This is a genomic window from Chryseobacterium candidae, assembly GCF_004916905.1.
Lineage (GTDB): Bacteria > Bacteroidota > Bacteroidia > Flavobacteriales > Weeksellaceae > Chryseobacterium > Chryseobacterium candidae.
In genome coordinates this window covers 75,753-96,527 of sequence record NZ_SDLV01000004.1, presented here as the reverse complement: position 1 = coordinate 96,527, position 20,775 = coordinate 75,753, and the positions used below count along the sequence as shown (strand labels likewise).

Annotated in this window: 21 protein-coding genes; 15 read left to right on the top strand and 6 right to left on the bottom strand. The window is 35.9% G+C overall.

Features of this window, described 5'->3' with window-relative positions:
* Nucleotides 1-141: 141 nt before the first annotated feature.
* The 7 genes from EK417_RS03005 (at nt 142) to EK417_RS02975 (ending at nt 8,515) form a co-directional block, all read left to right on the top strand.
* Nucleotides 142-2,259: a TonB-dependent receptor gene (locus EK417_RS03005; protein WP_076595443.1), complete on the top strand. Its 2,118-nt coding sequence runs from the start codon at nt 142-144 to the stop codon at nt 2,257-2,259.
* Between the two features lie 179 nt (nt 2,260-2,438).
* A complete protein-coding gene (locus EK417_RS03000; RefSeq protein WP_136521292.1) occupies nt 2,439-3,191 on the top strand; it encodes a hypothetical protein in 753 nt (250 codons plus the stop codon).
* Nucleotides 3,179-3,721 (top strand): acyl-CoA thioesterase, encoded by a 543-nt coding sequence (locus tag EK417_RS02995; RefSeq protein ID WP_034692538.1) that lies wholly within the window; start codon nt 3,179-3,181, stop codon nt 3,719-3,721. The genes EK417_RS03000 and EK417_RS02995 overlap by 13 nt, the downstream gene beginning before the upstream one ends.
* A gap of 162 nt (nt 3,722-3,883) precedes the next feature.
* On the top strand, nt 3,884-4,813 hold the full coding sequence (locus tag EK417_RS02990; RefSeq protein ID WP_076595445.1) for a 2-hydroxyacid dehydrogenase: 930 nt from the start codon (nt 3,884-3,886) through the stop codon (nt 4,811-4,813).
* 169 nt (nt 4,814-4,982) lie between these two features.
* Nucleotides 4,983-6,245 (top strand): serine hydrolase domain-containing protein, encoded by a 1,263-nt coding sequence (locus EK417_RS02985; RefSeq protein WP_076595446.1) that lies wholly within the window; start codon nt 4,983-4,985, stop codon nt 6,243-6,245.
* 25 nt (nt 6,246-6,270) lie between these two features.
* Nucleotides 6,271-8,052, top strand: a complete 1,782-nt coding sequence (locus EK417_RS02980; RefSeq protein ID WP_076595447.1) for an Ig-like domain-containing domain — start codon at nt 6,271-6,273, stop codon at nt 8,050-8,052.
* A gap of 4 nt (nt 8,053-8,056) precedes the next feature.
* Nucleotides 8,057-8,515, top strand: a complete 459-nt coding sequence (locus EK417_RS02975; RefSeq protein WP_076595448.1) for a heme-binding domain-containing protein — start codon at nt 8,057-8,059, stop codon at nt 8,513-8,515.
* Between the two features lie 104 nt (nt 8,516-8,619).
* On the opposite strand, the gene EK417_RS02970 is transcribed toward EK417_RS02975, so the two are convergent.
* From EK417_RS02970 to EK417_RS02950, 5 genes are all read right to left on the bottom strand, one after another.
* On the bottom strand, nt 8,620-9,132 hold the full coding sequence (locus EK417_RS02970; RefSeq protein WP_136521291.1) for an NUDIX hydrolase: 513 nt from the start codon (nt 9,130-9,132) through the stop codon (nt 8,620-8,622).
* Nucleotides 9,129-10,043 (bottom strand): site-specific tyrosine recombinase XerD, encoded by a 915-nt coding sequence (gene xerD / locus EK417_RS02965; RefSeq protein ID WP_076595450.1) that lies wholly within the window; start codon nt 10,041-10,043, stop codon nt 9,129-9,131. Before xerD ends, EK417_RS02970 begins: the two co-directional genes overlap by 4 nt.
* A 6-nt stretch (nt 10,044-10,049) precedes the next feature.
* On the bottom strand, nt 10,050-10,472 hold the full coding sequence (locus EK417_RS02960; protein WP_076595451.1) for a deoxycytidylate deaminase: 423 nt from the start codon (nt 10,470-10,472) through the stop codon (nt 10,050-10,052).
* A gap of 54 nt (nt 10,473-10,526) precedes the next feature.
* The gene (locus EK417_RS02955; RefSeq protein ID WP_076595452.1) at nt 10,527-11,294 is read right to left on the bottom strand and encodes an enoyl-CoA hydratase/isomerase family protein; all 768 of its coding nucleotides are present in this window, start codon (nt 11,292-11,294) and stop codon (nt 10,527-10,529) included.
* A gap of 105 nt (nt 11,295-11,399) precedes the next feature.
* The gene (locus EK417_RS02950; RefSeq protein WP_136521290.1) at nt 11,400-12,887 is read right to left on the bottom strand and encodes a catalase; all 1,488 of its coding nucleotides are present in this window, start codon (nt 12,885-12,887) and stop codon (nt 11,400-11,402) included.
* Nucleotides 12,888-13,020: 133 nt separating this feature from the next.
* Between EK417_RS02950 and EK417_RS02945 the strand changes: the two genes are divergently transcribed.
* From EK417_RS02945 to EK417_RS02920, 6 genes are all read left to right on the top strand, one after another.
* A complete protein-coding gene (locus EK417_RS02945; RefSeq protein ID WP_047428937.1) occupies nt 13,021-13,971 on the top strand; it encodes a LysR substrate-binding domain-containing protein in 951 nt (316 codons plus the stop codon).
* Between the two features lie 234 nt (nt 13,972-14,205).
* Nucleotides 14,206-15,486: a methionine adenosyltransferase gene (gene metK / locus EK417_RS02940; protein WP_076595454.1), complete on the top strand. Its 1,281-nt coding sequence runs from the start codon at nt 14,206-14,208 to the stop codon at nt 15,484-15,486.
* 85 nt (nt 15,487-15,571) lie between these two features.
* A complete protein-coding gene (locus EK417_RS02935) occupies nt 15,572-16,063 on the top strand; it encodes a hypothetical protein (RefSeq protein ID WP_076595455.1) in 492 nt (163 codons plus the stop codon).
* Nucleotides 16,064-16,258: 195 nt separating this feature from the next.
* Nucleotides 16,259-16,849, top strand: coding sequence for an RNA polymerase sigma factor (locus tag EK417_RS02930; protein ID WP_076595456.1), 591 nt, complete (start codon nt 16,259-16,261; stop codon nt 16,847-16,849).
* 202 nt (nt 16,850-17,051) lie between these two features.
* Nucleotides 17,052-17,747, top strand: a complete 696-nt coding sequence (locus EK417_RS02925) for a YjjG family noncanonical pyrimidine nucleotidase (protein ID WP_136521289.1) — start codon at nt 17,052-17,054, stop codon at nt 17,745-17,747.
* Between the two features lie 214 nt (nt 17,748-17,961).
* Nucleotides 17,962-18,411 (top strand): PepSY-like domain-containing protein, encoded by a 450-nt coding sequence (locus tag EK417_RS02920; protein WP_136521288.1) that lies wholly within the window; start codon nt 17,962-17,964, stop codon nt 18,409-18,411.
* Nucleotides 18,412-18,580: 169 nt separating this feature from the next.
* On the opposite strand, the gene EK417_RS20960 is transcribed toward EK417_RS02920, so the two are convergent.
* On the bottom strand, nt 18,581-18,751 hold the full coding sequence (locus EK417_RS20960; RefSeq protein ID WP_168801920.1) for a hypothetical protein: 171 nt from the start codon (nt 18,749-18,751) through the stop codon (nt 18,581-18,583).
* A gap of 47 nt (nt 18,752-18,798) precedes the next feature.
* Between EK417_RS20960 and EK417_RS02915 the strand changes: the two genes are divergently transcribed.
* Nucleotides 18,799-19,470: a response regulator transcription factor gene (locus EK417_RS02915; RefSeq protein ID WP_136521287.1), complete on the top strand. Its 672-nt coding sequence runs from the start codon at nt 18,799-18,801 to the stop codon at nt 19,468-19,470.
* Nucleotides 19,470-20,756 (top strand): sensor histidine kinase, encoded by a 1,287-nt coding sequence (locus EK417_RS02910; protein ID WP_136521286.1) that lies wholly within the window; start codon nt 19,470-19,472, stop codon nt 20,754-20,756. Before EK417_RS02915 ends, EK417_RS02910 begins: the two co-directional genes overlap by 1 nt.
* Nucleotides 20,757-20,775 lie beyond the last annotated feature (19 nt).

The following is a 20,775-nucleotide window of genomic DNA, read 5'->3' as shown; positions in this document are numbered from 1 at the left end:
AGGTAATGCTGTTTAGGGAACCATTTAAATAATTGATAGATGATTAGCGATAAATGATCGATAAACATTCATTATCATTTGCTATTTATCAATTATCTCATAATCACCCCTTTTATTCATTAAATGTTAAAGATTTATAGAATGAAAGGATTATTTTTTTTAGGGCTTACGGTAGGAGCTGCAGCTTTTATACAGGCTCAGAATAAAGATTCATTAAAGGTCAGGGAAATTGAAGCCGTCAGCTTTACTAAAAGACTGCCGGTTGCAAAGGAGATTATTAATGTACAGAAAGATCTGGACAGTAAAAATCTGGGACAGGATCTTCCTATTCTTTTGAAAAACCAAACCTCCATTATTTCTACTTCTGATGCCGGAAATGGAGTAGGATATACCGGTTTCAGAATCCGTGGTGTTTCGGGAAGTGCCATCAATGTTATGATGAATGGTGTTCCATACAACGATTCTGAAAGCCAGGGAACCTTTTTTGTCAACGTTCCGGATTTAACAAGCTCTGCATCACAGATTGTTATCCAAAGAGGAGTAGGAACTTCCAATAACGGGGTTTCTGCCTTCGGAGCCAGTATTAATGTACTTTCTAAAGATCCGGAAGAGAAGTTTTATTTTAAAACAGACGACAGCTACGGATCATTTAATACCTATAAATATTCAGCTGAAATAGGCTCGGGGAAGTTCTGGAAAAACCGTCTTTCCGTAATGGGAAGATATACCCATATTCACTCTGATGGTTATATAGACAGAGCTTCATCCAATTTACATTCTTATAATTTCACTGCTTTATTTGAAGAAGGAAATACGAAGCTGCGTTTAATGGCTTTTGGCGGAAAAGAGAAAACCTATCAGGCATGGAACGGTATTGACCGTAAAACCTGGGAAACCGATCCGAAATTCAATATTTCCGGAGCGATCTATGATGCCAATTGGGAGAATATTGTAAGTTTCTATGATAATGAAACGGATAACTACAGACAGAATCATTATCAGTTGCTTTGGGAACAGAAATTCAGTGACCGCTGGAATCTGGAAACCACGTTCCACTATACAAAAGGAAAAGGATATTATGAAAACTACAAGCAGGGAGATCCTTTTTCAAGATATAACCTTCCCAATATAACAGAAGGGGGACAAACCATAAAATATTCCGATTTTATCAGAAAAAAATGGCTGAATAACGATTTCTACGGAATGGTTTCTACATTGTACGGAAAATTTGAAAATCTGGATCTGAACTTTGGTGCTGTTGTGAATCAATATTACGGAAGACACTATGGAAATGTTACCGGTGTGTTTTTTCCACAGATTGCCGAAAGCGAATATTACAGAAACCGTTCAATAAAGAATGAAGTGTCGGGTTTTGCAAAAGCTTTATTAAGAGTGGATAATTTTGAATTCTTTGGTGATTTGCAGCTTAGAAAAATAAACTACAATACAAAAATTCTGATGGCTGGTGATGATGAAGGAGCAGATTTAAGTAAAAACTGGCTGTTCTTTAATCCAAAAGCCGGTATGAATTACAGAATTGACGGTGGTAAAATATTTCTTTCATACGCTCATGCTCACCGTGAACCTAACAGAGATGATCTGATGGCCAATAATGATGTGAAAGCTGAAAAACTTCATGACATTGAAGCCGGTTTTGAAAAACAGTTCGGAATTGTTTCGTTGACAGCGAATGTTTATTATATGTATTATGTGAATCAATTGGTTTTGAATGGAGAATTGAATAACGTAGGAGCATTTATCAGAACCAACTCAGGGAAGAGCTACAGAAGAGGGATTGAGATAGGGGCTTTGGCAAAACTATCCAAACAATGGGAAGTTTCCGGTAATGTGACATTAAGCCAGAACAGAAATCAGGATTTTAATATTCAGAATGGTGATGTGCCTAAAAGTCTTGGAAATACCCAGATTTCATTTTCTCCGAATGTAATTGCCAATCTAAGCCTGAGATTCAATCCTGCCAAAAATTTCCAGTTTGCTTTAATGAATCAGTATGTTGGAAAACAATATCTGGATAACACAGAGGATGCCAATCTGCAGCTTAAAGATTATTTCCTGACAGATTTCAATGCGCAGTACCAATTTAAAATTGCTAACAACGAAATTGCATTAAAGCTACTGGTGAATAACCTGTTCAACAAAAAATACGTCAACAATGGTTCTGTTTATGAAGGACAGCCTTACTATTTTTCGCAGGCAGGAACCAATTTTATGTTTGGTGTGAGCTGGAAAATTCAATAATTGACCAATATATCTTTTTTGCTTTTTAGCAGATTTGATCTTTTTAAGCTTAAAAAAAGCAGTTTGAACAACGGTATATCTGTTTTAATACAGAATAATTAAAAGACTGCTCCGGCAGTCTTTTTTATATCCGTTAAATATTACAAAAAGTCCCGAAAAAGTTATAAATTTGCTGCCAAATGAATATTTCAGCATATATTTTAGAATACTTAAAACAATTTGGAACTGCCACAGTTCCAGGCTTTGGGGTGTTTTCACTGAAAAATTCTAAGGCAATTATCAATTCTGAAAACGGAAGTATCTTACCTCCGGCCAGTCAGATTGAATTTGCAATAGATTATGAAGTAAGGACTGAAGACCTTACTGCTTTTATAGCAGAACAAAAACAGATGTCTCTGGAAGCTTCAAGAAGCGATCTTAAAATTCAGACTGATTTTTGGAAGAAAAGACTTCAGGCCGAACAGGTTCTTGAAATTCAAAACCTTGGAACCGTCTTTATTGAAGAAGGACACACTCATTTCAAGGGAAAAAGAATAGAATCCGGACGTCCGGACTTTTATGGATTGGAAGAAATCAGATTTTCAGATATCAATAACGGAGAAAAAGTGAAGACCCCGGTGAATCGTGAAAAAGATTTTAAATTCAAAAAAACAATTCTTTGGATTTTCCTTCTGATTATTCCTGTTCTTGGAATTGTATACCTGGCGTTTACCCAGCAGGAACTTCTCTTTGGTAAAAAATCTTTCAATAATGTTTCTGTACAGACTTCTACCCACAGAATTGTAAAAGATACTGTGAAAGTGATGGTACATACCCCGGAAACCTCCGTTTCAGATTCCTTGAAAAAAGATTCATTAGTAAAACCTGTCGGAAAAGAAATGAAACCTGCTCCGGCCGTTCCAAACAACACTAAGACTAGATGGCAAAAATAAAAAAAGCGTCAGAATCTCTGACTATTATGACCAATATCGTTCTTCCGAACGAAACCAACTCTTTAAGAAACCTTTTCGGTGGTGAACTTCTGGCAAAAATGGACCGTTGTGCGTCTATTTCTGCAGCAAGACACTGTGAGAGAAGAGTAGTAACAGCTTCTGTAAACCATGTATCTTTCAACCATCCGATTCCGGAAGGAGGAGTCGTGGTATTGGAATCCAAAGTTTCCAGAGCATTCTCTACTTCCATGGAAGTGTACGTAGATGTATGGTTGGATGACCCGATTAATCAGAAGAAGATTCATACGAATGCTGGGATTTATACTTTCGTTGCGGTGGATGAATTCAACCGTCCGATTCCTATTCCGGAAATGATTCCTGAAACAGAGGAAGAAAAAGAAAGATTTGCAGCAGCATTCCGTAGAAAAGAACTTTCATTAATCCTTTCCGGAAGAATGAAACCATTGGAATCTGTAGAGCTTAAAAAACTATTCCAGGAGCCACAGGAGTCTAAGAAAGATAAAAAGTAGACTTATATACTTTATCAATAAAATGCTTTTAAACTTTGCTGAGTGCTAACGACTTTGCGAGCTTAAAAGCATTTGTTTTTTTTAAAATTTGCGAACTTTGCGGTAAAAAAATAGTAATCATTTAGGAATCGTTTCCTATCTCTAAAATCACTACATTAAAAAATGAAAATACTTCTTTTAGATAAAAATCATCCTCTTATCACTGATCAGCTGCTTGCTAAGAACTTTATATTGGAAGAGGATTTCACGTCAGCTTATGATGAGGTTTGTGAGAAAATTGAAAATTATGATGGAATTATCATCAGAAGCCGTATTCCATTAGACCAGAATTTTCTCGAAAAAGGTAAAAACCTGAAGTTCATCGCAAGAGTAGGTGCCGGAATGGAAAATATTGACATTCCTGTTGCCGAAAAACTGGGAATTCAGCTGATCAATTCCCCGGAGGGAAACAGAGATTCTGTGGCAGAACACGTTGTGGGAATGCTGCTGGTGATCATGAACAGACTTTTTATTGCTTCTCAGGAAGTGAAAAACGGGATCTGGAAGCGTGAAGAAAACAGAGGAGATGAATTGTTGGGAAAAACAGTAGGGCTTATCGGATATGGAAATATGGGAAAAGCTACCGCGAAAAGACTTTCAGGATTCGGATGTAACGTGATTTTCCATGATATACTTCCTGGTCTTTCAGATGAATATGCAACACAGGTTTCATTGCAGGAATTAAAACAATCTGCTGAGGTTCTAAGCCTGCATATTCCTTTAACTTCAGAAACCCATTATCTTATTGATGAAACATTCATTGCGGAAATGAAAAATGATTTCTATTTTGTGAATACAGCGAGAGGTAAGAATGTTGAAACTAAAAGTTTAGTAGAGGGATTGAAATCAGGAAAGGTGAAAGGCGCTTGTCTGGATGTTTTGGAATATGAAAAGTCTTCTTTCGAGAACATTGAATCAGAAAATGAAGATTTAAAATATCTTCTGGAATCAGAAAAAGCGATTGTCACGCCCCATATTGCTGGTTGGACGCATCAGAGTAAAGAAAAATTGGCTCAGTTTATTGTAGATAAAATTGTAGCATCTTATTGCTAAGACTGGATTAAGAAGTTATGAAAGAGTGAAAAGAAGAATTATACAAGTGTGAATTTGCTTTTCATATTTTTGTTCTTTCCACTCATTTATGTTAAATTATTCATAATATCCACCTCATATTTATTATTTATTTTGAGTTTTATTAAATTGCCGCTCATTTTTGAATCTCATGACGACGCGTAATTTTGTACTTATCTTAACTGTTCTTTTATCGATATTTTCATGTAAAAAAAAGGCTGAAGCTAAAGAAGTTTCAACAGAAAATACAACCAACCTGCCCAACTATGGAAATGTAGATCTGGGTGATATTTTCACAAAAGGAGATGGGCAGCTCCTGAACAGACAAACTACCGTTAGCTATATAGATCAGTATTACAAAAAAATATGGGAAGCAGGAGATCTTAGCGGTGGAATTCTTGTTGCGAAGGGTGATGAAATCCTGTATGAAAATTACAGAGGTTTCGGAAGAGAAGGAAACCAGATGCCTATCGATAAAAATACACCTTTACATGTTGCTTCAGTTTCGAAGACCTTAACGGCAATGGCCATGATGAAGCTGATAGAAGCCGGGAAAATAAAACTGACTGATCACCTTACTCAGTTTTTTCCTGGGTTTCCCTATCCGAATGTTACCGTTCAGACTTTATTGGATCAAAGAAGCGGTCTTCCAAAATATGAATATTTTATTACCAGGATACAACCTGCTCCGGCAGAACTTTCCAAGCCATTTATTACGAATGAGGATGTATTGAATATGATCATCAAGTATAAACCAGATCTGGCAAGAGATACGGATACTGGATTTATGTATTGCAATACGAACTTTGCTTTATTGGCCTTATTAATTGAGAAAGTGACCAAAACTCCTTTTCCTCAGGCGATGAAAGAAATGGTTTTCACACCGTTGAAAATGAATAATACTTACATCTTCCAGGAAAAAGATATTCCTACAGCATCACAGTCTTTTTATTACGGAGGAAACAAGCTGTATCCTTTAGACAGACTTGATCTGATTTATGGAGATAAAAATGTGTACACCACGCCGAGAGATCTGTACAACTTCTCAAAAGCAATGTTTTCTAAAAATTTCCTGAAGCCGGAACTCATGCAGATGGTATTCACTCCTTATAGTAATGAAAAAGCCGGAATGAATAATTACGGATTGGGATTCAGAATGAAAATATTCGATAACGGTGAAAAGCTTACTTATCACAACGGATGGTGGCATGGTACCAACTCTGTATTTGCCCATCTTTTAAAATCTAAGGTTACCATTGTAGCTATTGGAAATAAATACTCAAACAAAGTATATACAGCGCTTGCATTATCCGGATTATTTGAGGATTTCCCTTTGCAGAAGGAGAAGCTTCACACCGTTATGCATGACAATAAAGATACTTTGAATTCCGGACAGGAAGTTTTTGGAGAATAATGTTTACTTTTGCCTAAACATTTTCATGAAAAGGTTTCTTTTATTATTCGTTATCTGTTTTCTTGTACATTCGTGTGCAAGAGTAGGATCGCCTGTTGGTGGGCCTAAAGATACCCTGGCACCGAAGTTTTTAAGCTCAAACATTGATACAACAAGAATTAATGTCAAAAGAGATATTCGTGAACTCCGTCTGGATTTTGATGAATATGTGACATTGAAGGATATCAATAAGAACCTGATTATTTCACCTCCTATCAAAGGGATAACTAGGATTCTTCCTTCCAATATTGCTAATAAATTTGTTCTCATTCAATGGTCAGATACCCTTCAGGCTAATACAACCTATAACTTCAATTTTGGAAACTCAATTGTTGATAATAATGAATCCAATATATTAAGGTATTTCAATTTTGCTTTTTCTACAGGAGATAAACTGGATGACCTTTATATCAGCGGTGAAATAAGGGATGCACTGGATACTAAAAAGAAAACAGGAAATACATCAACTGAAAATAAACTTGTGGTAGGATTGTATCAGGTAAAAGATACAATGGATTACAAGAAAAAGCCTTACTACATCACCAAGGTAGATGAAGATGGATATTACGAATTAAACTATCTGACCCCTGGAAAATATAAAATTATTGCTTTTGAAGACGAGAATGGAAACTCTATGTATGATCCGGGAAAAGAGAAAGTTGGATTCCAGAAAGATCCGATCAATTTTGAGAAATCTATTTCAGGACTGAATTTAAAGGTGTATCCTTCCAAAAAACCTGTGAAATATCAGGAAATGAAAGAAATTGCAGGAGGAGTTTTGATGACATTCGAAGGAAATCCTGATGATGTAAAAGTTCAGTCTTTGAATGAAAAACTGAAGGATGTAAAAATAACCCATAATCCGAAATCAGACTCTGTGAGAATCTGGTTTGATGCCGTAAAAGATAATGTAGGGCAGGAAGCCAATGAAAAACTCATTTTCACACATAATAAAGGTCCGAAAAAAGACAGTGCTTACAGTGTATCTTTATTTTACAGATACAATAAAAAGAATGCAATGGATATCAACAGTGATAATGGGGGTGAATCACTAGCTCCGAAGTCAGATTTTAAAATATCTTCCAACTATATTGTTGATAAAATAGATCCTTCAAAATGGACACTGAAGATTAAAGGAGATAGTTTAACAACTTTACCATTTACTGCTAAAATTTCAGAAACAAATCCATACCAGATTCAGGTTCAGTCAGATTTTGAGATGGGTAAAAGTTACGAGCTTACTGTACCTAAAGAGACGATATCTTCTTTCTATGCAAAAAATGCACAATCTAAGCGTTTCGATTTTAATGTTGCCAAAATAGACCAGTTTGGAAGTGTTGAGTTCTCCATTTCAAATGCACCAGAGGCAAATTATTGGATTCAGCTGCTGGATTCTTCAGATAAGGTTGCATATCAGAGGTACATAAAAGGAGATAAAGTGAAATTTGATATCCTTAAACCGGGAGAATATATCGTGAGAATTCTGGTGGATAATAACGGGAATAAATACTGGGATGAAGCCGATTTTGCCAATGATATTTTTGCTGAAGATGCCTATATTTTCTATAAGAAAGTTATTGTCAGAGGTTTATGGGAAACAAGGGAGGATTGGGATCTGAAGGATACCAGAACTCTTGATAATCCTAAAGGAACTACGCCCGCTGTAGCAACTCCTGTAGTGGAAACACCACCAGCTCCGACTGAAGTGAAACAAGAAGCTAAAAAAGAATTAAAATCTCAAAATGCTGTTTTAACGCCCGTAAAGTAAGTTGATGAAGATCGCCAAGAAAATAGTATTCTGGACATTGGTGGCATTTGCCCTGATTCAGTTCTTTCCTATCGATAGAACCAATCAGCCTGTGGATACGAAGGTGAACTTTGTGGATACAAGGAAATCACCGGAAAAGATCAGAACACTGCTTAAAAACGCCTGTTATGACTGTCACTCCAATGAAACGGTTTATCCGAAATATGCATTTATAGCACCAATTTCATGGTCCGTAAAAAGCCATGTGAATGAAGGCAGAGAACATCTTAATTTTTCTACCTGGGGAAATTATAATAAGGATTTGAAGGAGAATATGCTGACTAAATCCATTCAGACCATTCAGACCAAAACAATGCCGATGCCCGGTTATATTGTTTATCATAAGGAAGCTCATCTTTCAGAAGCAGAAAGAGCATTGCTGATTCAGTATTTTGAAGAAATGCTGAAGACTAAAACGTATTAGTTTCTATCATAAAAAAACTCCCGCAGATTTTGGAAATCAGGCAGATAATTGTGTTATACAATCTGCTTAACATGCAAAATCTACGGGAGAATATTTTACAAAAATTATTTCTTTACATAGCTCTCGAAAAATCTCTTCTGAGAATCGAAAGCGATATCTTCGAGATCCAGATCCCATAAAGGAATCCAGACCGCTTCCGAGATCTCGGAGATTTCAAGACTTACCTCAAACTTTTCCGAAACATTGTATTCATAAAAGAGATCAATTGTATTGTAATCAATTTCTTTGAATTGATAGATGTTGGGAAGGCTCGTAAGGTATTTCAGATTAGAAATATCGATATCAAGCTGAAGTTCTTCAAAAAGTTCTCTTTTACAGGTTTCTTCCGCACTTTCTTTAGGGTCGACAAATCCTCCCGCAAGATCCAGTTTCCCTTTTTTAGGATCTCTGTTTCTTCTGGTAAGATAAATTTCGTCTCCACATCTGATGACAACCGCTACAGCACCTGCCACATTATTGTACAGAGTAAACCCGCATTCCGGACAGCTCCATTTCTTTTCACCATCCCAGTGTAAGGACTCTTTGCCACAGCTTGGGCAATATTTCAATAGTTTCATTGAGTAATATTAATATTTCTCGGGTGATAACTCAAAATAACATCCCTTAATTCTTCTGTTTTCAGGTGTGTGTAGATCTCCGTTGTTGTAATACTGGAATGCCCCAGCATCTCCTGAATATAACGTAAATCTGCTCCATTCTGTAATAAATGGGTCGCAAATGAATGTCTGAAGGTGTGTGGTGATATTTTTTTATTAACCCCTGCTTTATCTGTAAGTTCTTTAATAATAAGAAATACGATTACTCTGGACATAGATGTCCCACGGCTGTTCAAAAACAGAGTATCTTCATATTTTTTATTGATTTTGCCTTTAGAACGTACCTCTTTGATATAACTTTCAAGCAAATCTGCGGTATAATCAGCTAAAGGGACAAAACGGGTTTTGTTTCCTTTTCCGTGTACCTTGATGTATTGCTCTTTAAAGTTGATATTGGAGATCTTAAGATCTATAAGTTCGGAAACCCGAAGTCCGCACCCATATAGTACCTCTATAATGGAGTGGTTTCTTTTCCCGATATCTGTATTCACCTCAATAGCCGCAATAATTTTGTTAATATCAGTGAGGCTTAATGTATCAGGTAAATATAATCCCAGTTTAGGGCCTTCAAGTAACGCCGCAGGATTGTCTTCACGATATTCATCTTCAAGCAGAAATTTAAAGAAAGCTTTAATGGAAGATATCCACCTTGCCTGTGATCTCTCACTGAATTTCTGTTTGGAAAGATTGAAAATGTATTCCTGCAGGTTTTCGTAACCGATGGAGTCTGGACCGACGTTTTCCAGATCCTCTTCTGCGTAATCTTTTAGTTTCTTAATGTCCCGAACGTAGGCGTCGAGTGTGTTTTCTGAAAAATTTCTTTCGAAACGAAGAAATATTTCAAAATCTTTGATCTTTTCATCCCAAGTCATTTGTGCTTATTTTTTTAGTTCACAGTCCGATATTTGTTCTATTTCAATGTTATGGTTTCTCAGAAACGATATTCCATCGTCATCCGAATACTCATTAATATACACCAGTCTCGTAATCCCTGCCTGCAGAATCAGTTTGCTGCATTCTTTACAGGGAGAGAGCGTTAAATATAACGTTGCTCCTTTTGCAGATTGGGTAGAGCCAGCCAGCTTTAATATAGCGTTGGCCTCCGCATGCAATACGTACCAGTGTGTTTTTCCTTCTTCATCTTCACAGCAGTTTTCGAATCCCGAAGGAGTTCCGTTGTAACCATCTGAAATAATCATCCTATCTTTTACGATAAGAGCCCCCACCTGTTTTCTCTTACAGTAGGAGAGTTTTGCCCATTCCTGAGCCATTTTTAGATAAGCTTTATCAAACTTATTCATACCGCAGCATTGTTTTTTTTCGAAATAATTTGGATTAAAATCTTTTAGAAAGATTTAGAAGTTAGGCTTTCTCTTCTCTAGAAACGCGGTAACTCCTTCTTTCTTATCTTCCATTTCAAAAAGTTCTCCGAAATATTTGATTTCAGTTTCAAAACCTTTCTCCGTGTCAGATAAATTCACGGCGTTGATAGCCTTGGATATTGCCATCGGTGAGTTGTTGGCAATCGTATTTGCTAATTCTTTTGTTTTGGTTAATAATTCTTCTATAGGGTATACTTCATTTACCAGTCCGATCTCTTTTGCTTTTTGAGCAGGGATCATTTTGGCAGAGAAGATCATTTCATTGGCAATACCTTTTCCTACAAGCTTTGGAAGCCTCTGGGTTCCTCCATATCCCGGAATTAATCCAAGAGTTACTTCAGGAAGTCCTAATTTGGCATTCTCTGATGCATATCTGATGTGGCATGCCATGGCAAGCTCTAAACCTCCTCCTAATGCAAAACCATTTACGGCTGCTATGACAGGTTTAGACATGTTTTCAATTTTGTTGAACAATGTATTTTGTCCGTTTCTTGCAAGTTCTTCAGCTTTTTCCTGTCCGAAGTCACTGAATTCCTTGATATCAGCTCCCGCGACAAAAGATTTTTCGCCACTTCCGGTAAGAATAATTACTCTGCATGAAGTGTCAGCGTTAAGCTCATCAAGCGCGGTACTGATTTCCTGAATTGTTTTTGCATTCAAAGCATTTAAACTCTCAGGTCTATTTATGGTAATAATAGATAATTTATCTTCTTTTTTTAATAATATGTTCTCGTAACTCATTTTTCCACTTTAAAATATCATCCTTTGCAAATTATGAATTTTTTACAAAAAAAAGGAAAAAATATTATTTTTTTTTCCTTTTTTTTAATTTATCATTCAAAATGATTATTTGGAATGATTCATCATATTTGCATCAATATTGACGTTTAGTTGAGAAGCCACTTTCATGCCAAGTTCAATGTTAGCACGGAAAAAGTGACATAGCTGCCGGTTGATAATCTCGTCTTTTTTCGGCCCGGTTATACCATTCATGCTGCCTACAATATTTTTGATCAAATGATCTCTTTCCTCTGCATTCATTGCTTTTGAATATAAAAGTCCCGGTTGAGTATAGTGATCACTGTCGTTGTCATTTCTGTTGTAACTGGCAACATGAGCACTGTCTAGCTCATATTCGTAGTTTTTATAAGATGAATCCGGCTTGATGTCATCAAAACTGTTCGGGTGGTAATTCGGTTTATCCTGATAGTGGCTTGAGTCTGCCATAAAACCATCTCTTTGGTAATTGTTCACCGCAAAAGGACATCTGTTTACTTCCAGCTGATGAGCATTGACACCTACTCTGTAACGGTGAGCGTCAGGATATGAGAATAATCTTCCCTGAAGCATTTTGTCCGGTGAGAAACTGATTCCGTTAATTAAGTTACTTGGTGAAAAAGTAGACTGTTCCACGTGGGCAAAATAATTTATGGGTATTTCATTCAGTTCCATTTCTCCTACCTCAATCAGAGGGAAGTCATCATGAAACCATACTTTGGTTACATCAAACGGATTCCATCTGAAGTCTTTTGCCTGTTCCTCCGTCATTACCTGTATATATAATGTCCATTTCGGGAAGTTACCGCTTTCAATAGCATTGCAAAGATCTTCCTGTGCAAAGTCCGGGTTTTCTCCTGCCATTTTTACCGCTTCTTCATCTGTAAAGTTTTTTACTCCCTGCTTGGTTTTAAAATGGAATTTCACCCATACTCTTTCATCTTTATCATTGATCATAGAGAAAGTGTGAGATCCGAAACCATTCATATGTCTGTAGCCATACGGAGTTCCTCTGTCTGACATTAATATAAGAACCTGATGAAGTGATTCAGGGTTTAAGCTCCAGAAATCCCACATCATTGTGGCGCTTTTTAAATTGGTTTTCGGAACTCTTTTCTGAGTATGAATAAAATCCGGAAATTTTTTTGCATCCTTAATAAAGAATACAGGAGTATTGTTTCCTACAAGATCCCAGTTCCCGTCTTCAGTGTAAAATTTTAAGGCAAATCCTCTTGGGTCTCTCGCAGTATCTGCACTTCCTTTTTCACCTCCCACTGTAGAAAATCTTGCAAACATTCTGCATGAGTTCCCTACTTTTGAAAACAGTTTTGCTTTCGTGTACTGGCTGATGTCATGTGTTACGGTGAAGGTTCCGTACGCTCCGCTTCCTTTGGCATGCACAATCCTTTCAGGAATTCTTTCCCTAACGAAATGCGCAAGATTTTCCTGAAGAATAAAGTCCTGCAGCAATACCGGTCCTCTTGGTCCTACCGTCTGTGAATCCTGATGTTCATAATAAGGTGATCCGTTACTTAACGTTAATTTTTTAGAATCCATATCTATTAATGATTTGTAAATGTTTTTCTTTTTTCTAAATCCAAATGTAAAGGTAGTGAATATCAAATTTACTTGAATTTTTAATTGCTAATAGCAAAAACGTTATATCTTTGTAATAGATAATATTAATCAAATGAACATTCAGCAACTGGAGTATCTTATCGCTGTTGATAAGTATAAACATTTTGGTAAGGCCGCTCAGGCGTGTTTTATTACCCAACCTACGTTAAGTGCCATGATACAGAAATTTGAAGATGAACTGGATGTAAAGGTTTTCGACAGAACTACTCACCCGATTCGTACCACGGATGTAGGGCTTCAGATTATTGATCAGGCAAAGGTAATTATCGAATCTGTCAATGAGCTGAAGAACAAAGCGAACCTTTTGAATAATATTTTAGGAGGCACCATCAATCTGGGAATCATTCCTACCGTTTCTTCTTTCATTCTGCCAACGGAGATTTTCAAATTTCTGGAGGATAATCCGAAGATTCAGATGAATGTAAAAGAAATGACAACTGATAATATTATTAAAGCTTTAAAAGCAGGAGAGTTGGATGCGGGAATTATTTCCACTCCTTACGATACTGCTGATGAGTTCTATCAGGATTTCCTTTTCAATGAAGAGCTGATGATTTACAGCTCCAATACTGAAGCTAATAAAAAGAATTCCTACATCATTCCGGAAGATCTGAATGTAGAGAAAGTATGGCTGCTTGAAGAAGGAAACTGTCTGAGAAATCAGTTTGAAAATATCTGCCACCTGAAAGAAAATACCCTGAAGCCTAAAAATCTGGATTTCTTAGCTTCCAATATCCAGACGTTGGTACACATGGTAGATAAAGTAGGAGGAATCAGTATTCTGCCGGAATTGGCGCTGAGCCAGCTTTCTGAAGAGCAGAAGAAAAATGTTTTCAGATTCAAAAAGCCTTTCCCTTATAGAGAAATCAGTATTATTTATTATAAACCCACTTTTAAACAAAAAATTATTGATGAATTATCACACTCTATCAAAACTTCTTTAGAACTTAAGCTGAATTATCACGAAAGTCCGAAAGAATTTGTAAGCATTAAGCCTCAGTAATGGAAATGCTTTAAAGTGATAGAAATCATCAATTTAAATAAAAGTATAATTAATAAACAAAATTTTTGAGTATTAGGAAAATAGTACTTAAATTTGCTGACGTTTATTACGAGGAAAAATTTGACCTGATTGCAACCTCTATAAAAAAATGCTAAAACAGTATTCTTTTTTCTGGGCAATTTCATTCATATTTTTCGCAAACACTATTTAAATCTTTAAAAACAAAAGAATTATATGTCTTATTTATTTACATCTGAATCAGTTTCAGAAGGACATCCGGATAAAATTGCCGATCAAATTTCCGATGCTTTAATCGACCATTTCTTAGCATATGATAAAGATTCAAAAGTAGCATGTGAAACTCTTGTAACGACCGGACAGGTGGTATTGGCAGGAGAAGTAAAATCAGATGCTTACCTTGATGTACAGACTATTGCCAGAGAAGTAATCAACGGAATCGGGTACACGAAAGGAGAGTATATGTTCAATGGAGATTCTTGCGGAGTTATTTCTGCGATCCATGAACAGTCGCCTGATATCAACCAGGGAGTTGACAGAGCGGTAAATGACGAGTCTTTCGAAGCTAAAGCAAATGCACAGGGAGCTGGAGACCAGGGAATGATGTTCGGGTATGCTACCAATGAGACGGCTAACTATATGCCTCTTGCATTGGATCTTGCCCACACGATTCTGAAAGAACTTTCTGCTATCAGAAGAGAAAATAAGGAGATTACTTATCTTCGTCCGGATGCAAAAAGCCAGGTAACCATTGAGTATTCTGATGATCACAAGCCTATCAGAATTGATTCTATTGTAGTTTCTACTCAACATGACGACTTTGGAAGCGAAGAAGAAATGCTGAATAAAATCCGTGAGGATATCAAAAATATTCTGGTTCCAAGAGTGGTTGCACAGCAAACTGAAGAAATCAAAGCCTTATTTAACGATCAGATCAAATATCACATCAATCCTACCGGGAAATTTGTAATCGGAGGACCTCACGGAGATACAGGTCTTACGGGTAGAAAAATCATCGTTGATACATACGGAGGTAAAGGTGCTCACGGTGGTGGTGCTTTCTCTGGAAAAGATCCTTCTAAAGTTGACAGAAGTGCTGCATATGCAACAAGACATATTGCTAAAAATTTAGTAGCTGCGGGAGTAGCGGATGAAGTTTTAGTGCAGGTTTCTTACGCCATTGGGGTAGCTGAACCTTGTGGTTTATATATCAATACTTACGGAACGGCAAAAGTGGATCTTCATGATGGGGATATTGCGAAAAAAGTTTCTGCTATTTTTGATTTAAGACCTTATGCTATCGAACAGAACTTAAAATTAAGAAACCCTATTTATCAGGAAACGGCTTCTTACGGACACATGGGTAAAGAGCATTATATAGCTGATAAAACTTTCAATAAAGGACATAAAAACGAACTTACATTGAAAGGTCTTGAATTTTTTACCTGGGAAAAACTTGACAAAGTAGAGGAGATTAAAACCGCTTTTGGAATTTAATTTCTCTTTAAACCATAATAAATGAACTGCTTTATCTCTGGATAAGGCAGTTTTTTTTAATTTTACACTTTAATAATATAGAAAGATGATGAATTTTCGGACTGTAGCTGCCGCCCTGTCACTGTTTGTACTAAGTACAGTAGCAAAAGCTCAATATACCATGCATAAAATGATTAGTGTGGGATATACTTACCAGAACCAGAGTTTCGGAGAAGTAGGAGGTAAATTGCTTTTTCTTAAAAATGATGACGTAATTTACAGATTGGGAGGTTCTGCAATGATGGGTTCTGTAGATTCTAAATTTGCTATTATGCCTAAACTGCAGGCAGATGTACTTCTTAATTTTGAAAAGAACGTGGATTTCTATCACTCATATTACTTTTTAGCCGGAGTGGAAGGAACCAATAAATATGTTGCCCCTAAGATAGGAGTTACTTTGTTCGGAATGCTGGATCTTACAGGTGGATATGCTTTTCCTATAGGAAACACCCGGCTGAACGGAAAAGAAATGAAAGGGCTTAATGTTAATTTTACATTAAATATTCCTACAGTCTTCATTCATGATATGTTTAAGTGATTTTTTTTAGATTTTTCTCTATAAAATTTAATAATAGGTTAACAGTTATTAAAAAATTATTATATTTACATCATAATAATTGTACTAACGCCTATAGAAGAGACTCTACTCTAGAACTGTTTTGTTTATACAGCAAAGGCCAGAAGAAATATCTGGTAGAATGTCTGTCTGCAAATATTTATATTGAGAAGAGTTATGAAATCAAAATCGGATAGTTTACTAATTTCCCTTTACCAAAAAGGAGACGAGGGTGCGTTGTCAACCCTTATTCATCGACATCAGAGAGAACTGTTTACATTCATTTTTTACAAAATTAATGATGAAGATTTGGCTAATGATATCTTTCAGGATACATTCATGAAGATTATTGTAATGCTAAAAGAAGGGCGCTATAACGAAGAAGGTAAATTTATTCTTTGGGCAAAAAGAATTTCTCATAATTTAATCATTGATCATTTCAGATCAAAAGCAAAGAATATCAAAGTTTCAGAAACTACTTTTGAAACAGATGAGTATTCTATTTTTGATTTGATCAGAGAGCCTTCAGAAAATATTGAAGATCAGCTGGTAACCAATCAGATCCAGGAAGATTTGCTGAGGATGTTACAGTTTTTACCACAAAACCAGCAGGAGGTAATTAAACTGAGATTTTTTGATGGTCTGAGTTTCAAAGAAATCGCAGATCATACAGAGATGAGCATTAATACAACTTTGGGCAGAGTAAGATATGCACTCATAAACCTGAGAAAAATCATGGATGACAACAACATAATATTAACCAGATAGATAATATTTACTGAAATTTCACGTTTTAAGGAAAACATACTTCGCTTATGAAAAAAAATGACTCCTTAAAAGTGAAAACTTTGAAACCTAAGAAACAAACCATTGATTTTTTGCTTAATTTTTCTAAAAGCCTTGAGGTTGTGAAAAGCAAGAGCAAAAATTATCCTATTACAAAAAATTAAAATTATTAACTTTGTGCTGTATGAAAATGCAGCACGTTTTTTTTGACCTGGATAATACACTCTGGGATCACCGCAGAAATGCCTATCTTACCATCAAAGATCTTTTTGAAAAACAGGAAATTACTTCAAAGTATCATATAGATTTTGAAGAGTTTCACTCTGTATATCACGATATCAACGAAGAGTTGTGGGAAAAGATCAGAGACGGTATTATCGGCAAAGAGTACCTGAGAGAACACCGTTTTTATGATTCATTTAAACATTTTGGAGTAGATGATAAAGAGCTTGCCATTTATTTTGAAGAAAATTTCCTTGATAATATTGTGAGTTATAACGAATTGGTGGAAGGAGCTGAAGATGTTTTGGAATATCTGAAAGCTAAGAATTATACATTACATATTATTTCCAACGGATTTCAGGAAGTGACAGAAAGAAAATGTTCACTTTCCGGAATTGCCCCTTATTTTAAAACCATTACCAGTGCAGATGCTGTAGGAGTAAGAAAACCTAATCCAAGAATCTTTGAATACTCACTAAGCCTTTCCGATGCAAAAAAGGAAGAAAGTATCCTGATTGGTGACGACTGGATTGCAGACGCCATGGGAGCTACGGATTTCGGAATGGATGCAATTTTCTTTGATGTATATAAAGAAGATAAGCAGAAAGAAGGTTTAAAAGCCATTACCCATCTTCAGCAGATTAAGGAATATTTATAAAATATTAGATTATAAAACCTGATAAAAAGCCACTAAGACCACCTTAGTGGCTTTTCTGTTTTCAATGCACTGCAGAAATCAATACAAGCATCTGCGATCATCTGTGTCAATCTGTGGTTAAATTAAATATTTTCCACCAAAATCATTTTTCCCAATTCTTTCCCAAATTGATCATGAACTTTGCTCCATAATAATAACAGAAAAATGTAATAGTATGAAAAATGTAAAGAAAATCACAGGAGTATTAATCATTGTTTTTTTATTAATTGGGGGCTTAATTTCTGCACAGGACAGAGCAATCCATGCTAATCAGTTACCCAAAACAGCTAAAAACTTTCTTGCAGTTCATTTTAAAGGTATCCCTGTAAACTCAGCCATCGAAGACAGGGAAATCTATGGAGTAGATGAGTACAAAGCATACCTTACTAATGGAATGAAAATAGAGTTCGACAGCAACGGAAACTGGAAAGAAGTAGATGGAAAACATCAGAAAATTCCTTACGGCTTCATTCCTGCATCCATAAGAAATTACAGCACAAAGAATTTTCCTAATACTTATATCATCAAGATCGAAAAGAAAAGATGGTCTTATAAAGCGGAACTTTCCAATGGATTGGAGCTTGAATTCGACAGAAATGGGAACTTTAAAAGAATCGATGATTAACACGTAACCGAATACAAACACTAAATATTAATAATATCGTCAACAGGAATTTGATAAACAGTAACGGAAGAAAGATTTCTTCTGATAAGATTTGAAAAAATATGGTGTCATTTATGACAAAGTATCGCCCTGGTAGCGTAATTGATTCTATTGAGAAAAAATATAATGCCTATAAAATCAATCTGATGAATGGCTTATGCCTTGTTTTTGATGCGGATGGGCGTTTTGTTAAGTAAGGAAGCCGGAGGCTGGAAGAAGGAAGTGAATGAAACTGCATAGATTGATGTAGTGTGAAGAATTTCCAGCTTCCCTCTTCAATTCTTCCAGCTTTTAATTTCATATATTTGATATACATTAATGAAGTAGCAAAATATACAGATCCAGAATATGAAGATTTTAATAGTAGAAGATGAACCCGAACTGAAAGATACCGTACAGAAGTTCCTGGAAGCAGAACATTTCATTGTAGAATATGCGGAGAATTACTGTGGAGGGCTGGACAAAATTATTTCCTATGAATACGATTGCATTTTGCTGGATATTATGCTGCCTGACGGAAACGGAATAGATCTTCTGAGAGAGATCAAAAAAATGCATAAGAAAGACCCTGTAATCATTCTTTCAGCCAAAGACTCTGTGGACGATAAGGTGGCCGGACTGGAAATAGGAGCAGATGATTATCTTGCAAAACCTTTCCATCTTGCAGAACTGATGGCAAGAATCAAATCTGTGATCAGAAGAAAAAATCAGGATGGCGAAAACATCATCCGTTACAAAAATATCAGCATTGATCCGGAAAACAGAACAGTGAAAGTGGGGAATGATGAGCTTGTTCTTAACCGAAAAGAATATGACCTTCTGTATTATTTTGTCATTCATCCGGAGAAAACCTTACAGAAAACAACTTTGGCAGAAGCAATCTGGGGAGATTATATCGATCAGGCAGACAGTCTGGATTTTATTTATTCCCAGATCAAAAATCTTCGTAAAAAACTGAAAACCCTCAATGCAGAAGCAGATTTTCAGGCCGTATACGGAATAGGATATAAATTCATCTGATGAAAACCTCATTAAAATATTACACGATAAAATATCTGATCATGATCCTGCTGTTTATTATAGCAGTGTGGGCAGGCCTTTTTTATGCCTATATCCTGGATGAAGTGCATGATAATGTGGATGACGGTTTAAGAGATAGAAAAATTCAGATTATTAAAGCGGTTTATCTTAATCCCCAGCTGTTGAAGAATAATGAGTTTGGATTCAATGAATTTAAAATCAATCCTATCAAAGCTGCAGATTATCAAAACAAAAGCAGGCTCTACAATAAGATGTACTATATGGAGTATGATGACAAAGATCAGCCTTACCGGGTTCTTGAGGCCGACTTTATTGATCAGTTCAAAGGTCATCAGCGGCTTGTTATCAGAACATCAACGGTAGAAGAGGATGAATTGATTTACGATCTCACAACAGCCCTGATTGTTCTTTATATCCTTTTGGTGATAAGTATCGTAGCTGTTAACGGATATCTGCTTAATAATGCTATGAGACCATTCTATCTGATTTTGGATAAGCTTAAGAAATATCAGTTTGGAATTCCTTTTTCTCAGGAAAAGCAGAATTATAAGATCACCGAATTTGAAGAATTAAATGTGGAAATCAATGAAATGATTGAACGTAATGAATTGGTTTTCTATCAGCAAAAACAGTTTATTGAAAACGCTTCTCATGAGCTTCAGACTCCTTTGGCTATCGTGATTAATAAAATTGATCTGATGATCCAGAATCACGATCTTGATAAAAATAATCTTATCTTCCTTACTGAAGTGAAGAATGATCTGAGAAGAATGGTGGGCTTAAACAAATCTTTATTAATGCTTTCCAAAATTGAAAACAGCCAGTTTAATAAAACCTCAGATGTTGATTTTAACGGGATGGTCGCTCAATTGGTTCAGAATTATGAAGATTTTATTGCCTTTAAAAAAGTAGAGGTCAATATTGTTGAGAAAGGAAAATTTGTCGCGGATTTCAATCAGGATCTTGCCGATATTTTGTTGTCTAATCTTCTTAAAAATGCCGTAAAATACAACAACGAAGAAGGAACTCTGAACATTATCATTGAAAATAACAGAATCGCATTTCAAAACAGCGGAAATCCTGTGTCTTTAGATCAGTCAAGAATCTTTAACCGTTTTTATAAACAAGGATCAGATAATAACTCTACCGGATTGGGATTGTCTATCATTAAGACCATTATCAAACAATATCCTGGCTGGGATGTTAGTTATGAATATGGAGATCAGATGCATTACTTTATCCTGACAAAGAATAATACCCATTAAAAGTAACTATTTACATCAA

Coding starts and splice junctions, on each gene's coding strand:
- EK417_RS03005 (WP_076595443.1), top strand. CDS start 142: ATGAAAGGATTATTTTTTTTAGGGCTTACGGTAGGAGCTGCAGCTTTT.
- EK417_RS03000 (WP_136521292.1), top strand. CDS start 2,439: ATGAATATTTCAGCATATATTTTAGAATACTTAAAACAATTTGGAACT.
- EK417_RS02995 (WP_034692538.1), top strand. CDS start 3,179: ATGGCAAAAATAAAAAAAGCGTCAGAATCTCTGACTATTATGACCAAT.
- EK417_RS02990 (WP_076595445.1), top strand. CDS start 3,884: ATGAAAATACTTCTTTTAGATAAAAATCATCCTCTTATCACTGATCAG.
- EK417_RS02985 (WP_076595446.1), top strand. CDS start 4,983: ATGACGACGCGTAATTTTGTACTTATCTTAACTGTTCTTTTATCGATA.
- EK417_RS02980 (WP_076595447.1), top strand. CDS start 6,271: ATGAAAAGGTTTCTTTTATTATTCGTTATCTGTTTTCTTGTACATTCG.
- EK417_RS02975 (WP_076595448.1), top strand. CDS start 8,057: ATGAAGATCGCCAAGAAAATAGTATTCTGGACATTGGTGGCATTTGCC.
- EK417_RS02970 (WP_136521291.1), bottom strand. CDS start 9,132: ATGAAACTATTGAAATATTGCCCAAGCTGTGGCAAAGAGTCCTTACAC.
- xerD (WP_076595450.1), bottom strand. CDS start 10,043: ATGACTTGGGATGAAAAGATCAAAGATTTTGAAATATTTCTTCGTTTC.
- EK417_RS02960 (WP_076595451.1), bottom strand. CDS start 10,472: ATGAATAAGTTTGATAAAGCTTATCTAAAAATGGCTCAGGAATGGGCA.
- EK417_RS02955 (WP_076595452.1), bottom strand. CDS start 11,294: ATGAGTTACGAGAACATATTATTAAAAAAAGAAGATAAATTATCTATT.
- EK417_RS02950 (WP_136521290.1), bottom strand. CDS start 12,887: ATGGATTCTAAAAAATTAACGTTAAGTAACGGATCACCTTATTATGAA.
- EK417_RS02945 (WP_047428937.1), top strand. CDS start 13,021: ATGAACATTCAGCAACTGGAGTATCTTATCGCTGTTGATAAGTATAAA.
- metK (WP_076595454.1), top strand. CDS start 14,206: ATGTCTTATTTATTTACATCTGAATCAGTTTCAGAAGGACATCCGGAT.
- EK417_RS02935 (WP_076595455.1), top strand. CDS start 15,572: ATGATGAATTTTCGGACTGTAGCTGCCGCCCTGTCACTGTTTGTACTA.
- EK417_RS02930 (WP_076595456.1), top strand. CDS start 16,259: ATGAAATCAAAATCGGATAGTTTACTAATTTCCCTTTACCAAAAAGGA.
- EK417_RS02925 (WP_136521289.1), top strand. CDS start 17,052: ATGAAAATGCAGCACGTTTTTTTTGACCTGGATAATACACTCTGGGAT.
- EK417_RS02920 (WP_136521288.1), top strand. CDS start 17,962: ATGAAAAATGTAAAGAAAATCACAGGAGTATTAATCATTGTTTTTTTA.
- EK417_RS20960 (WP_168801920.1), bottom strand. CDS start 18,751: ATGAAATTAAAAGCTGGAAGAATTGAAGAGGGAAGCTGGAAATTCTTC.
- EK417_RS02915 (WP_136521287.1), top strand. CDS start 18,799: ATGAAGATTTTAATAGTAGAAGATGAACCCGAACTGAAAGATACCGTA.
- EK417_RS02910 (WP_136521286.1), top strand. CDS start 19,470: ATGAAAACCTCATTAAAATATTACACGATAAAATATCTGATCATGATC.